The following is a 14139-nucleotide window of genomic DNA, read 5'->3' on the forward strand; positions in this document are numbered from 1 at the left end:
TTTTCTCCTTAGAAAAGCGTGCTAAGAGCTCCGACACCGGCTCCGATTGCCGTACCCCAGCCAGGCATAATTGCTGTGCCAGCGGCAGCGCCGGCAGCTGCACCACCAAGAGCAGACTGCAGGCCGGAAGGCCGGTTAGCATTAGCCGCTGCTGCGTTAGCCTGCTGCTGATACAACTGGCTAGCGTTGTTGGCGTAGTTCTGTCCAGCATTAGCCTGACCAGTTAAAGCACCCAGACCGATATTTGCCAGGTTCTGGTAGTTGTTCATCTGGCCTGATAGCCAGTTCTGTCCTAGCGTCGGAGCAATAGCTGCTAACTGGTTACCAGTTGCGGTGGAACCAAGGCCACCTGTCGCCTCGGCAGACATCAGGGATTGATAACGAGCTTGTCCTGCAAGGTCTTTGTACTGCTGCGAGTTGTAGTAATCGTTGAGCGCCTGACCCTGCCCCTGCAGCGTAGATAATCCCTGGAGCTGTGAAACGTATTGCTGAGCAAGTGGCGTAAACGGCGCAAGGTTCTGCATGTTCGTCTGCCACATCTCTCGCTGCAGCTCAACGCCTTTCTTCGTTGCGTCTGCCTGTGCTCCGGCACCGCCATCACCACCCTTTTGATACACCGCTTTGTTGAGGTGCTTATTGGCAATCTGATGAATTAGCATTTAAGAGTTCCTCATATTTCGAGCGAGGTAATTGATAGAGAGTGATTCCGACAGGCTTACCATTGCTGATATAGGCATCATCGAGATGACCGACGCGCGTAGCACCAAGCAGCCGGATTATCGCGCGACCGTATTTGGTGGTGTCAGGCACCATCGTGATGCTGTTCAGGAATGGGGAGTTCTGGAGAAGCCATTTGCAGAATAAGCGGTGCCCATTTAGCGCATACTCACCGCGAAATCCGGGGTCGTATATTGCGTGACACTCAACAACACTGTGCCAGAAGTTGCGAACTTCATGGACTCCAGCCAGCACAAGTCCCTCATAGATGCCGAGATATACCGCATCTGGCTTGATGTAGTACTTATCTCCACTATCTACGATATTGCCTGTTGTTTCTGGATTATTGAGGAATTCTGCAAGCTTCACCGGGTTATCGATGAGCTTTATTTCCATTACTGTTCCGCAATGATTTTGATGGTTGTGGCCGTGAATGCTGCGCCGTTGGACTGAATCGTCATCGTGCTACCGTTAGTGGCAAGGAACCCACCGACATCAACGCTAAAGAATGTCGCCAGCAATACGTTATCTGTAGTCGTAGCAACGTTTCTGCTGTTAACCAACGTGTCAGGTACTGCCCCGGAGAACGTTAACTGAATAGAGCGGTTTGTCGTTCCGCCAGGCCATGACCCAATCAATGACAACTTGAAATTGACAGTCTTGTTTTCGTTGTAAACAACAAGCTTGTCTGTCGTTGTGTTGAAGAATGGAGCAAGCGTCCCGCTGGTAGGAGTAAGCGCTTTAAGCAAAGTGACAAGGTTTGCTCCTGTGGTTGGGATTACAAGAGATATGCCACTGTAAACCACCTCAGATTTTTTGCGCGTTGTGGCGTACTCAAGCGCTGTGATTCTTGTGGTGTGATTGGCTACGGTGGTTTGCAGCGTCGTGATGCTTCCTTCTGCTGCGGTTAGCCTCGTGTCGAGCCCATCGATGTCAGTCGCGTTCTGGGCTATCCTCGTTTCATGGTCTGCTAACTCAGCCTCATTAGCGGTAATCCTTGTCTCATGGTCGATCAATTCAGCTTCAGCAGCAGAAATTCTAACTTCATGGTCCGCGATAGCTGATTCGGCATTGGTGATGCGAATTTCATGATTAATTAGCGTTGCTTCAGCTGTTTCAATCCTTGCCTCATGATCAGCAAGAGTAGCATCCTGCTCTTCATTTTTTACCTGAGCATCATAGGCACCCTGACCTGCCTCGTTAGCCTTCCCGGCAACGTTTCCCAAATCTGTACCCTGCGCAATTACATACAGCAGATAAGACTGACTGAATACGTTTCTGGGAAGGATAGAAGCATCAAGGCGGGTAGCCTGAATGATGACCGGTTCTTTTAATCCATCATCAGCCATTATTCCAACCTCACCTGACATCCGGATAGCGTTACTGGTGACTTAGTGATGATGCGTAGTTTGAATCCGATATTTTTCCTGATGCGACCCACGCGCTTCCAGATGACTCGTTTATCGTAAATAAACGGTGCATTCTGCTCTATCATCTGCTCTCGGCCATAATTGATGCCGTCAGTTGTTGCGGACAGGAATAGTCGATCAGCGTACTGAGCAACACCGGTTGATGACTCAACCTCAAGGTCGAACACTCTAGCGTTATCTGCCTTGAATAGCGGGGTAAATAACAAGTGCTCCTGCTGCTTGTCGTACTGGCTGCTGATATCAAACTGCAGTTGCCCGGTTACCGCTTCCAGTTTGTCGCCGCAGGTAATCTGGTTGCCTTCATACATGAAGTCGATGGCGCGATATACGTCATCGTATAAGCCAGTTTTCAGAACGCACCACTGCGGCCCATTCTGGCTTGCTGATGCGTCGTAAACCAGAACGTGGCGTGGCAGATGAATCATCAGAAGCTCATGCGAATCGAACCGCAACGTCTCCATTACACCTGTCGCAAGCTCATCGGCTGTGTAAGAGCGGATAATCTTCTCAATACTGGCCGTGGCTATTGGCGATGCCTGGCCTGAGCCGATGATGTACACCGATGGCGCACCTGATGCTGGGTGGCTGATGAAAGCATAGGAATCAGCAAAAGGAGTTTTGCAGTAAGTGCCGGCGATGCCCTTCTGCACCATAAGTGATGGTTGGGCTACGTAGATAGCCGAGCCTACCGTAGTAGTGCCAGTAAGAGAGAAATACTCAATAGTCGACGAACCAAAACATACGATGAAATCACGCCACGCCCCAATGCCGATAATCCCGTCAGGTTGTGACTCTGCACGATATTCTGCGCTGTACCGGTCAGGATGCGATTCATCCTCAAGGTCTGAGATGAACCATGAGTCAGATCCGTCTTTTGACCAGGCATAGCGACCACGTAAGCGAGTGATGTCCCTGGCTGAACCTAATTCATACTGAGTGAAATCAGAATCAGCCGGCCAGTTGTCGATAGTCTTTGTGGTTCCGTCATAGCGATACTCAATCACCGACCCGTTAACACACACAGCCTGCGATGTGCGGCCAAATGCCATAGAGACACGACCACTGCCCGCGACATCTCCGGCATCATCCTGAGACTTATAGAGCTTGCCGCCTAAAACGCGATATACGGCATTCTGAGCGGTGTTGTAGATAACTCCACGTGATACACCGTTAACATCACTTCGTTTTGCTATACCAGGGAATGAGCGCAAATAGCCATTACTGTTTAGCACCTCTTTAGGCGTAGCAAGTATATTCACCGGAAGATAGTCGATATAGTCGGCGTTCTTGAAGTATTTGCCGACCCCTTTCATCAATGGAAGCTGCTGAATCGGCATTATTCGCTCCCGTTATTGCATGGTCCTTTACGGTGGAAATAGTTCCATCCGTTGTATGTGGCTAGTCGGTTTCCGCTACCAATTGGCATGCGATTTGGATAACCGGACTTACATTTGGCATCGCGAGCACGTGAGATCGCAGTTAACTTAACGAGTTGCTCTTTGCCGTATCTAGCTGTGGTGATGAGCTTTCCTGATGCTTCCATCGCATAATCTGGTGCAATTCGGCATGCAAGGTTGGTGACTACTGCATTGAGTGCGTTATTTGACAGTCCGTGTTCATCGCCAGGGTCAGGAGCAACCTCTGCATCAGCAAAAATGTAACCAACGCTTATTCCCGGTGAATCATCTCCTCCAAGCCACTCAGCCATCATCATCTCAAGGTCGTTAACCCCGTCTTCCATCGACTGCGGTTCGACATCTGTTAGAGTGGCATTGGAAGCAACTCCAAGTTTGCGTAAGGCAGCGAGAACGAGATCGCCTTTAGTCGTTAGATTCATCTGTTGCCGCCTTAGGTTTGCGACCTGTCTTCTTTCGTGGTTTCTCTTCTGGCTCTGGCTCTTCAACATCATTCAGAAGGCCATCTGGATGTGCAAACCAGCCAGCATCGAGATATTTCTGCAGATCGTCCTCTGAAATAATTTCGAAGTCGTAGCCAACGCCTTTCCACTTTTTGGTACCGCCGTGGCGAAAAACCATCTGTGTCATAACATCCTCCAAAAAAGATGGGGCCGAAGCCCCATTCTCATTACGGCGCAGTCTGATTAGGTAGACCAACACCGATTGCCTCAGGTCGTACAGCGCACGCTGCATACCACACAGCGATACGGCACTTGGCAGAGAAGGTATTGATATCACCCTGCATTGCCATGATGCCGTTAATACCGACACCTGGAATGGTGAAGGTCTGAGTCTTCATGCCAGCGAACAACTGATGAGTCGTCGGGATAGGCTGAGACAGCAGACGGATTGAATCATCGGCCCAGAACACGTTAGCGGTGGTAGTTGCCACGTTCAGCAGGTTGATAGGCATTGCTGCTGCCAGTGAAGTATTCACGTTCGCATATGCTTTCTCTTCCGGAAGAAGGGTGGTGTCATCCAGAGCTACTGGCTTCGGGGTGATCTCGATGTGAGTGCCATCGATAACTCGAGTGATGGAGAAAGTGGCGTCATCTGTAAGCACGTTCTTAGCCATCTGAGAAAGGAACTTCACACCAGTAAAGCTGATTTTGTCGCCGCGTTTCAGACCGGTAGAGGAAGAAACGGTAACGGTAGCGACACGGTTATCCACGTTCTCACGGTTTCCATCTGCATCGGCAACCCACGCCTGAGGCTTGAACTTCTGAGCTCCAGATACGGTGATGCCAGTGGCTGTTGAGGCCACAACAGACGGCAGTTTAGGTGAGCGAAGAACTTCATCAAAGCCTGCAACCTGACGCTGGATAGTACCGTTGCGGTAGGCTTCTTCAGGAACGCGACCAAAGATGTCACCAGCGGTAAGGTCACGGCCTGATTTTCGGTAATCATCTGGGTTCAGGAAATAGCTGATACCCATGCCGCGGTTGAGTTCACGGGCAAACATCAGTCGCTCTGCGTCAGAGATGAAATCCCAACCTGAAAGCCCGGTGGCGGGACCAATAGAGCGGGAATCATGGATAACAAGAGATCCCATATCTGTCGCTTGCTTTGCGATAGTGGATTCAATGTTGTTAGCTATCTTCATGCCGGAAGCTTTTACGCGACGACGCCAGGTGCGCTCATCACGAATATCGTCAGCGCGAATCTGGAAGAAGTCGTTGTCAGGGTCGCCCATGTTGCACTTGACGGATAGCTCCAGCAGTCCTGTAGCTTTGTTGGTTAAGTCCCAACCAGTTTGAGTTGGAGCCTCCTGCTCAACAGGCATCCATACAGTGTTGTTTGAACGCTGCATAGAATCTGCTGGAGGGGTGTAGGTGGTAGTTTTACCTGCCATGGGAGTCAGGTTTTGTACAGTCTCGACTACCTCGTCGATAGCGTAAGTAATCAGTTGACCTTCTGAAAGTGCCATTATCGAATTCCTTTATTCAATTGCGCCTTTAGTTTGCGATACGTCTCCACGTCCCCTTTTACTGCCGCGGCGTTCATCTGCTTTTCAATGGCAGACACATGCGCTGCAACAGCCTGACCCTGGATGGGTTCATCTGGGTTAGGTGCTTCGGAGAGCTGCTTGCTACGAGGCTTGAGAGTTAAACGTTCTGACAGTCGAGTGAGTTCAATCAGCGCTTGCTGCTGGTTCATCTGCAGAATTTGACGCGTCTTTTCAGGATTAGCACCAAGGTGGTACATCATCGCTGCAGATTTCTCAGGGAAAAGCACCATCAGGTCGGAGACGATTTGCGCAGGAACTAACTGAGCAAACGCGTCCTCTTTCTCCTGGTAGTCTGGAATGTTTAGCTTTTCCGCCGCGTCATAGTGCTTACGAGCAGCATCGACGTATTGCGCTGATTGCTGGGTGTACTCCTGAGTCTTCCTTCCTTGCTCTGCTACGGCATTGCTGCGTGCATCCTGAGCCTTCACAAGCCATTCGTTATTGGCCTGCTGAAATGCTGCAAGAGCACGAGTCTGGTCATAGTCATACTTAGCTAATGCTTCATCAGAGAAGAAGTCATTAGCATTAGGTTGGGATGGTAGCTCAGGAGCAACCCGCAGATTCTCCGGTAACTCACCGCGCTGTACGGCTGCTGCCTGCTGCTCAAGCTCACGTTGGCGCTTGCGCTCAAGTCGCATTTCGTAACCTTTGCGGTTAGCCTCTGCCGGGTCAGGTTTGGCCTCATCGTCGTTCAGTACAATCTCAAAGCCTTCTTCCTGTCCTGTAGCATCATTGGCATTTGATGCTGAGTCGACTGCGGATGCCGCCGCGTTATCGATGGGCAGGTTTTGGTCTTCAGTTGCCTGAATTTCGGTGGTGTCTTGCATGATTAACTCTCTCTTATTGAGGTATCTCGGCGCTTTGGCCGGAAGGGGTATTTTGTCTCTGCGATTGCAGGATGTTGGCGATGTCCATGCGCTGCTTATGCGTCTGCTCATCGCCTTTAAGGAGTAACTCAGCATTGGCGCGAGCATCATCGCTGCGGTTCTGCTGGAATGAAGCAACGGTTTTTAGGAACTCTCTAAACTCGGACTGTTTATTGAGGTCCATGTTGTTGAATATTTCTGCGATTTTGGCGGCGTTAAGCTGGTTCTGTGCTTCGACCTTAGCCGCGTCGATCTGCAGAGATAGCGTCTGGTTATTGGCTTTAGCCAGTTCAGCCTGTCCCTGCAGGAGAACCCCCTGAGCCTGAACCATTGCCGGATCTTGCTGGCCTTGTTTTGCCTGTTGCGCCTCGATAAACCACTGCTGCTCTTCAGGTGTTTCTGGCTTTTTAACGCCCATCTGAACGAGTTGCTTGTTGGCATAATCACGCATCATCTCAACGCCTTTGCCATCCAGAAGAGTGAAGTACTGGAGCAGCAGGAGTTGATATTCCGGTGTTCCCTGTGGCGTTTTACCAAGCAATTCCAGTATCTCAGCGCGATTCTGCTGTTTCATGGACTGGAATGATGGGCCTGTGTCGGTGTAGCACTCATAGCGACCGCGAATGTCGTTAAGGGTGACCACATCACCAGACTGCAGATCAACTATCTGAGTCATCACCTGCACATCTTTCTCGGTACCGTCCTCAAGCGTCACGGTGACATTGCGCGGCACATCGTAGATGTCATTAACCATCGACTGGTAAATTTCACCATCGCGACGGAACGCAGTAGCGAGGTTGTCCTGAAACACATATGTCTCAAGGTCGGCTCGCATGTTCAACTGGTTGACAGTATCGAAAGCAACCTGCCCGTTTGCAGCCTCAGTATCCACACCAAGACTGGCAACCTCTTTCACCGCAGCAGTAGCAGCCTCAAGCATGTAAGCGTTAGCCTGAGGAACTTCTGGATTCTCCATGTATGCCATGGGACCAATTGGCAGATCGCTTCCGTTCTCATCCTTCCAGTTCTGAAGGTAGTACGGGTAATCATCATTGCCGCCGTACATGTACTCGTAACCTTCAATCTGCTCTGGTGCGAAGATTGGTTTCTTGCGCGGGTTACGGGCGACAATGTCGGCGTTAAACGACATAATCATGTTACGCAGCCTCTGACCGTCTTTAGTCAGGCGCACGACACCTTCGTAAACTTCTTTATCACCAGCGAATCCCCATTCGCCATAAGCCGGCACAATTGGGATATGCTCGCCCGCGATTAACTCGCGGTCTTTCAGAATTTCTGAACAGGTGATTAACGACTTGTAGACACGTCGGCGCTTTACCTTCTTCTCAGCTACTTTTACGAAGCCTTTATCAGCAAGGTCATCAATAACGTCTTTGATATCGCGCTGGTAGTAACTAACCGGCTCACGAGTCAGTGGGTCGAGATAGATGAAAACTTTTTCACTCTTCTCTTCGACTTCGTAATACTCACCAACGTAAACGACATCCTTAGAAATCCATGGGAACATCCATCCCATATCTGGACTCTGGAATGATGGAATAACTCCCGGGTCGATGCCGTTTTCTTCTGCAAACACTTTCCAGCCTTCTGTGCTGAATGGCTGGATTACGGTGCAGTGTTTAGCGTCACTCTTATCCTGCTCTTTGCTGTTGCAGTCCCACACGACGTGAGAGCATGACTCATGCAGCGGACGACGGCGGATCACCTGGTTGCGGCTTGTGAGATTGTTATCTTCGTACTCTGTGACGAGTCGCCAGTGACCAACGCCACACTCAATCTGCTCACGCACAGCAACGTTAACCGCAGAGCGTGCAGCATTATGTCGCATGTCGGTGCGATACATACCCATCAACGTATCAGCAGCGTCAGGACTTGCTCCGTCTTTTGGTCGGTACAGAACATCAATTGGGTTGCGACGCATCTCTGCGACAAGTTTACGCACTACCGGGCGAACTACATCGAATTGGCCGCGATACTGCAGCGTTGTGTATTCGCTTAGCCAGTCATCCCACTGTGACACCCGACTAAAATATAAATCGTTTGTCGCTTCAGTTCTGGCTTCATCGCCCGACGCCCAGTCTATGTCGAACTGGCACAGAATGGCGTTGAGTCGTTCGTTATCTGCCATCATCTTCTCCGTGCGACAGGTTTAATCGGTGCAGGTGCTGTAGGTTTTGGTTTGTTTTTAACGACAGGGAACGCGAAAGTAAGAGCAAGCGCATCAGCCCTGTTTGGTGATGGTATGCCTCGGCGCTTCATCTCGTCTTTTGATTCAAGGACGATCTTGCCGTCGAGCTTCACCTTGTATTCAGGAGCGACAATCTCATCAGAGGTTTGCTGGTCATCAATGCTTCCGCCATCATTCAGCCAACTCTTCAGCGCGTTCCACATTTCACCACGCTTATTAAGCATCTGAGGGTCTTTAGACTCTCCGGCAAAGTTAACCAGACGCCAGCCCCTTCCCCATGACTTACCGATGGAGTGGATGCCAGTGCCGTAACCAAAGTCGATGAACACTGCATCGGCCTTATGCTCATCTTCAAACCCGGCAACTATCTGCGCGAACTTAACGTCATCATCAGTTTTCTGGTAGGTTCCCAACAATCTGGAATGCAATCCCTGTCTCAGGTATATGGATGCCTCGTCACTGCCGGTGTACGCAGGGTCAACGCCGATTATTTTCGGAGCAAATGAATACTGGCTGTGCTCAAGCTGACGATTCATTGCGGCATCAGCGTAATGCTGAGGGATGAACTGGATTTCAGATGACGAAGGGAACAGGCCGCGAACACGCACTTTGAAGAAGTCGCTATCTTCTCCGTAGTCGCTAGCCCACTCTTCGATTAGTGATTTATTAGTCATCTTGGCAAGTCGGCTGTCTATTTGACGACGGCGCCAGCGATGCTTGAACTTACGGAAGCATTCCCTGAATCGTCCTGTGTTGCGCGTCGGGTTTCCGAATGCAAACCAGAACGGTTCTCCATCAGTTAAACCACCTTCAGCAACTTCCCAAATCTTGTCTGGTACCGCTGAGGCTTCGTCGAAGATATAAAACGGGCTTGACGTCGCCGCATGAAGGCCAGCAAAAGACTCGCTGTTTTCCTCTCGGCAGGTCTGCCCATCACAGCGCCACGACTCCATGTGATCCACATGGTAGATGTTCATGTTGCCCTTACCGTTGTTGTACTCGAACCAATGTCCGGTAATGCAACGCTTCTTCCATTTTCCAAGCTCGCCCCAAGTTTTAGTGCGTAGCTGCTCAGAGGTATTTGCTGTAACCACGCCCTTGCATTGCGGGCGGGTACTCATGATGTAGAGGATGATCCAAGCCGTTAACGCCGACTTCCCGATACCGTGACCTGAGCTTGTAGCGCATCGATAAGCTTCAACGGGAAGCACACCGTCGAAATCATTTTCGCTGATAGCATTGCCCCAATCAGAAAGAAACTCTCTCTGCCACTCATCAGGGCCGTCATAACCAGTTAGCTCACCTTTACCCCAGTCAAACGCATACATAACCCATCCGAGCGGGTCATAGAAGAATTCACCCATATCCTCGGCAAGCATTGCCTCAAAGTCTGACATTACTTACCTCTCGCTCGTTTGCGGGCCTCCTGGATGCGATCGATAAGGCTGATTTCACCTGAGTGCTCTACTTTCTCTTTGAATGCCTGAACATCGATATGCTTTCCTAGCAATTCGAGGTTTTTCACCTTGTCAGGCCATTTGATTTTCTTCAGGAGGCCGGCTGAATCGCCAGCCATCTCGGTTACATCCATGCCAGATAGGGTTGTTCGCCACACCTTAGGCCAATCTTTGACTGGCTTCAGCTCACCGTTTGCCAGCAGTACATCAAGGACATCCATCTGGTCGATTTCAGTTAGTCGGCGTAGTACGTATGCAGCATCTACACCAACCTTCTCATTTCTCTCCCACTTGAGGACAGAAATGCGATTCTGAACCATAACATTCGATAACAGTCGACTTGATTGCTCCTGGGCAGTCTTGTCGCTGTACCCCGCCCGAATAGCCGCTTGCGTGGCGTTCAAATCAACGAGGTACTCACGACAGAACATCTCCTGTTTGTCTGTGAGTGCCATAACCATTCCTTACGGTGCAGGTGTAACAGTGAGAACCATCGAGGTAGACACGATTACCAGGCCGATGCCGTCAGTCACCGTCACCACGTAGGTACCAGCATCTGCAGGATCAGCTGTGAAGTGGATTGTCGCTTCAACCACAGAAAGTGGCTGGCCGTTCTTAGTCCATGCATAGGTGTAAGGTGTGTTGCCACCTTCAACAACAACGGAGACGTTTTCCGGCGTTCCTTGGGTGATGGACTTTGTCGCTGGAAGGTCAGTTGCAAATGCCAACTTAACTCCATCTTTGTACGGCAGAATGAAGCCAGCTTTGTTTGTTGCTGAGCCCATATCGACTTTGCTCAACACATCAGGGAAAGGTATTGCCGTTCCAGTTGGGTCAGTGTCGAGATAAATCGCATCGCCTACAGCTTCATCGGAGCGGTACAGAAACACGCGCTGATTTTTCGGATCGTCCACTGCAGTAAAGAAGCTGCCCATTACTTAGCTCCTTTCTTTTTCTTCTTGCCGGCCTTGCTCATAGCAATGGCGATAGCCTGGTCTTTTGGTTTACCGGCTTTAATTTCGGTTGCGATGTTCTCACCGATAACTTTTTTGCTTCGACCTTTTTTAAGTGGCATATCAGACTCCTGAGTTAAACAAGTCGAGAGCTTCTTTTGCCTTGCGAACAGCTTCGATAGTGCGCGATGTGAAGTCTGAATTTGCGCCGCCGCTGTTGTAGTGAATCTTGAACAACTCAAGCTTCAACTGGTCTGTGCCAATAAAGGCGAAAGCTTCTTCTGCGGCCGCATTCTGGTTGGCAACCAATTTGTAAATCTCAAGCTTGAACGTTTGTTCTTCGGTCATAGAAGTAATCTCTGCCATTTTGTGGATCCAGATGGTTGGGGTAAAAGCCATTATCAAAGCCACTCCGAGAATGGCTTTTGTGATGGTTATTGCTCGCTAAGTTTTTGCTTGAGTAGATAGCCTTCAAGCATCCATATTTTGTTAACAGCATTCTGCCGGGCAATCTTCCGACCAATTTCAGCATCGAAGTTTTCTGGACTGGCGCAAGCACTTTCCCCTGTGACGGTGAAGCCATTTTCCAGTACCAATACGCAGAAGGTGAGGAGTTGTAGTGGGAACAGGTCCCTTTCTGTATCTTCAGGCTTTTCTCGACCAACATATTCATTGCGTGAGATAGAACCATGGCGGCCGTCGTAAGCAGTAAAGAAATGCTCACTACGAATAATCTTCTCGATATGCTGAGGAGTTATGCGAGGAGCGACTCTACCTTTTGATACGATTTCATTTTCAATTTGCTGGTCGTTCATAATTATGACCTTTTTGTTGTTAGAGGTAATTAGACGAGATAACCAGGAATCCTATAGACACGACAGCAACAATCACCGCAGAGATGATGTGCAGAGAGTGATAGATAACTTCGATTAGCTTGTCTTTGAGTGTTGGCTTGTATACTGGGTGTTTAAGAACGTCTTCACGTATGAGAGACATTCCATAGAGAAGTGTTATTTCTCGCTCTCGTTTATTTTTCCGCATAGCGCATCCCACTTATCGTTGTGGGTATTGATAGCCTTCACTGTTCTGGCATCCATCAAATCAGGGTCTTTTCCATGTGTGATGATGGGGCCAAATGCAGTGCAGGAATTATCGATATAGACATACTTAATCGTCGGTGTGGTATTTCGATTTCCGCATGCGGTCACGAGAAGCGTCATCAGAAAGAGACTGGTTAGTTTGCTCGACATTTTTCACAACCTTGATTGTCTGTTCCTGATGCTCGGTTACTGAACTTGCTTGCTCTGCAGCGTCATTTGCTCTGGATACATCAGCCTTTGCCTTCTCCTCGGTTGAGCCTTTGCTCTTTCCGGAAAGCCATGCAAACAGGATGGCAGCGATGATTCCGATAAAACCAGCGAGATATTTCCAGCCAGTGGCGATTAGAGTATTCATTTCCCATCACCGCTTTTATCTGGAGGAGCCTTTTGCAGAGTCATCCGGGAAAGCACGCCAACAACCATCAGTACAATTGCTCCTATGCGCATCCATGATGACGGTATTTCAGCTTTCCACTCAGGAGGAAGCTCAAACCAGATTGTCGGCAGAGCACCGAGAGCGACGATCACCTTTGTTGAGTTCCATCGCCACCAGTGACGCCAGTCTTCTACGAGTCGAAGCTTCATTTCAGCAACCCCGCATAAACTGTCATCTCACCGGTACGTATTACTTCAGCGTGGCGCTTTGCTCTATTGGGAGTTTGCTTTGCCCACAGGCTGGACATCATTCCATTTGCAGCGCCGGCGAAGTTGCCAGCAGCTACCATTGAGAGCGTGTTCTTGAATCCTGCCAGACCATTTACGCCCATCTGGTATGCCATGCTTATCAGGATGTCACGGCGAGCCGGATTACATGCTTTTAGCGCAGAAACGATTGATGGGTTTGCATTCATTTTGCCGATTGTCGTATCGACGAATGACTGAAGCCACACATCGCCAACATCGCGCGGCACGGCGAAAGTGTAATTGCTTAACTGAGCGCCCTTAGGGCCAATCTTGATACCGCAAGCCACCGTTGGATAGCCTTCGGTATCGATGTAAGGTTTTTCACGATAGCCTTCTTCATAGTTAAGCAGGGGGATAATCTGACTCATGCTCACCTCTTGGCTATTGCTGGCTGCTGTCACCAACTCCAGCCTTCTTAGCTGCGAAGCGTTTGATAAGCGATCCAATCGAGTCAGTTCCGAGATAGCCAATAAACACGCTTGCGATGTAAGCGAGGTTGCTACTCAGGCCGGTGAAGTCGAGAAGGTCACGAACGAACCAGGCGATAATGGCGCACATCATTGCGTCGATTACTGTCTTCGTAAACGCACCGCCATTGTATCTGCCGCGAAGGTACGCCATTGCAAACGCAAGGATTGCCCCTATGCCTTGTTCCTTTGCCGCCATAAGAGCGGATAGCAAGTCATGTTTTTCGGGCATCTTCATGTCTTACCCCCAGAAGGGGATCTGTTCAAATTAGGAATTATGGATATGGTCGCTTGAACAAATCCGGGTTACGGTTGATTTGTAACGGGTTTGTTCGTGACCGCATTCAGGAGCAAATCAGGCGTGTATTGCGCCAACAATACATGCCGCTCATATCACGAAGCCCAGCCATAGATGCTGGGTTTTTCTTTTTTGAAGCGCACTAGACCACCGTAGCCACAGAGTGTCAGCAATGAGTTGGTTAGGTCTGGTTCTTGGTGGAAGTACGCTTTAAAAAATGGGCTGAGGGTTGTAGCCCAAAATACTGAGGGAATGGTAAGGATGAACAACGATTTTGCTTTGGGTGGATTTGGTTGTGGTGGCCGGCGCTGAACTCCGGCATTGCCTGCTTTGTGTCTCTGGAGGATTTACGGCCGCGAACCGTATCAGGCATTGGGGAAAACTGGATTCAGCAGCACCCTCTAACCATTGCGCATCAGCCTGCGCATTCACCACAACGGAAAGAGCACTGCATGACGTTTGCGCGGACTTACCTTCATTTCAGGCAGTCTCG

General features: G+C 49.7%; 19 protein-coding genes. All 19 read right to left on the reverse strand.

Features of this window, described 5'->3' with window-relative positions; genetic code table 11:
• Positions 1-8 precede the first annotated feature (8 nt).
• The 19 genes from PGS10_RS11440 to PGS10_RS11530 all read right to left on the reverse strand — a co-directional run bounded on the left by PGS10_RS11440 (position 9) and on the right by PGS10_RS11530 (position 13586).
• Positions 9-659 (reverse strand): DNA transfer protein, encoded by a 651-nt coding sequence (locus tag PGS10_RS11440; RefSeq protein ID WP_316422908.1) that lies wholly within the window; start codon positions 657-659, stop codon positions 9-11.
• Positions 634-1113 (reverse strand): DUF2824 family protein, encoded by a 480-nt coding sequence (locus PGS10_RS11445; protein WP_316422909.1) that lies wholly within the window; start codon positions 1111-1113, stop codon positions 634-636. Before PGS10_RS11445 ends, PGS10_RS11440 begins: the two co-directional genes overlap by 26 nt.
• Positions 1113-2066, reverse strand: a complete 954-nt coding sequence (locus PGS10_RS11450; RefSeq protein ID WP_316422910.1) for a tail needle knob protein — start codon at positions 2064-2066, stop codon at positions 1113-1115. Before PGS10_RS11450 ends, PGS10_RS11445 begins: the two co-directional genes overlap by 1 nt.
• Entirely contained in the window at positions 2066-3484 is a 1419-nt protein-coding gene (locus PGS10_RS11455; RefSeq protein WP_316422911.1) for a packaged DNA stabilization protein, read from the reverse strand. Before PGS10_RS11455 ends, PGS10_RS11450 begins: the two co-directional genes overlap by 1 nt.
• Positions 3484-3984, reverse strand: a complete 501-nt coding sequence (locus PGS10_RS11460) for a packaged DNA stabilization gp4 family protein (protein ID WP_316422912.1) — start codon at positions 3982-3984, stop codon at positions 3484-3486. The genes PGS10_RS11455 and PGS10_RS11460 overlap by 1 nt, the downstream gene beginning before the upstream one ends.
• A complete protein-coding gene (locus PGS10_RS11465) occupies positions 3968-4192 on the reverse strand; it encodes a hypothetical protein (RefSeq protein ID WP_316422913.1) in 225 nt (74 codons plus the stop codon). The genes PGS10_RS11460 and PGS10_RS11465 overlap by 17 nt, the downstream gene beginning before the upstream one ends.
• Positions 4193-4232: 40 nt before the next feature.
• Positions 4233-5531 (reverse strand): P22 phage major capsid protein family protein, encoded by a 1299-nt coding sequence (locus tag PGS10_RS11470; RefSeq protein ID WP_316422914.1) that lies wholly within the window; start codon positions 5529-5531, stop codon positions 4233-4235.
• Positions 5531-6439, reverse strand: coding sequence for a scaffolding protein (locus tag PGS10_RS11475; RefSeq protein ID WP_316422915.1), 909 nt, complete (start codon positions 6437-6439; stop codon positions 5531-5533). The genes PGS10_RS11470 and PGS10_RS11475 overlap by 1 nt, the downstream gene beginning before the upstream one ends.
• 13 nt (positions 6440-6452) lie before the next feature.
• Complete coding sequence (locus PGS10_RS11480) at positions 6453-8627, reverse strand: portal protein (RefSeq protein WP_316422917.1); 2175 nt, start codon at positions 8625-8627, stop codon at positions 6453-6455.
• Positions 8627-10084, reverse strand: a complete 1458-nt coding sequence (locus PGS10_RS11485) for a hypothetical protein (protein WP_059444535.1) — start codon at positions 10082-10084, stop codon at positions 8627-8629. The genes PGS10_RS11480 and PGS10_RS11485 overlap by 1 nt, the downstream gene beginning before the upstream one ends.
• A complete protein-coding gene (locus PGS10_RS11490; RefSeq protein ID WP_316422918.1) occupies positions 10084-10599 on the reverse strand; it encodes a terminase small subunit in 516 nt (171 codons plus the stop codon). The genes PGS10_RS11485 and PGS10_RS11490 overlap by 1 nt, the downstream gene beginning before the upstream one ends.
• 9 nt (positions 10600-10608) lie before the next feature.
• Positions 10609-11079 carry a hypothetical protein gene (locus PGS10_RS11495; protein WP_316422919.1) on the reverse strand — a complete coding sequence of 157 codons (471 nt, stop codon included), beginning with the start codon at positions 11077-11079 and terminating at the stop codon, positions 10609-10611.
• Entirely contained in the window at positions 11079-11219 is a 141-nt protein-coding gene (locus tag PGS10_RS11500; RefSeq protein WP_181012787.1) for a hypothetical protein, read from the reverse strand. Before PGS10_RS11500 ends, PGS10_RS11495 begins: the two co-directional genes overlap by 1 nt.
• A 1-nt stretch (position 11220) precedes the next feature.
• Positions 11221-11463: a DUF2560 family protein gene (locus tag PGS10_RS11505; RefSeq protein WP_063407151.1), complete on the reverse strand. Its 243-nt coding sequence runs from the start codon at positions 11461-11463 to the stop codon at positions 11221-11223.
• 68 nt (positions 11464-11531) lie between these two features.
• The gene (locus tag PGS10_RS11510; RefSeq protein WP_316422920.1) at positions 11532-11912 is read right to left on the reverse strand and encodes a Gp49 family protein; all 381 of its coding nucleotides are present in this window, start codon (positions 11910-11912) and stop codon (positions 11532-11534) included.
• A 352-nt stretch (positions 11913-12264) separates the two neighbouring features.
• Positions 12265-12552, reverse strand: a complete 288-nt coding sequence (locus PGS10_RS11515; protein ID WP_316422921.1) for a hypothetical protein — start codon at positions 12550-12552, stop codon at positions 12265-12267.
• Positions 12549-12782: a hypothetical protein gene (locus tag PGS10_RS11520; protein ID WP_063442920.1), complete on the reverse strand. Its 234-nt coding sequence runs from the start codon at positions 12780-12782 to the stop codon at positions 12549-12551. Before PGS10_RS11520 ends, PGS10_RS11515 begins: the two co-directional genes overlap by 4 nt.
• The gene (locus tag PGS10_RS11525) at positions 12779-13249 is read right to left on the reverse strand and encodes a glycoside hydrolase family protein (RefSeq protein WP_316422924.1); all 471 of its coding nucleotides are present in this window, start codon (positions 13247-13249) and stop codon (positions 12779-12781) included. The genes PGS10_RS11520 and PGS10_RS11525 overlap by 4 nt, the downstream gene beginning before the upstream one ends.
• 13 nt (positions 13250-13262) lie before the next feature.
• Entirely contained in the window at positions 13263-13586 is a 324-nt protein-coding gene (locus tag PGS10_RS11530; protein ID WP_077203359.1) for a phage holin, lambda family, read from the reverse strand.
• Positions 13587-14139 lie beyond the last annotated feature (553 nt).

It is taken from the genome of Klebsiella sp. 141153, from assembly GCF_032601995.1.
In the GTDB taxonomy this organism is placed as follows: Bacteria; Pseudomonadota; Gammaproteobacteria; order Enterobacterales; family Enterobacteriaceae; genus Klebsiella; species Klebsiella aerogenes.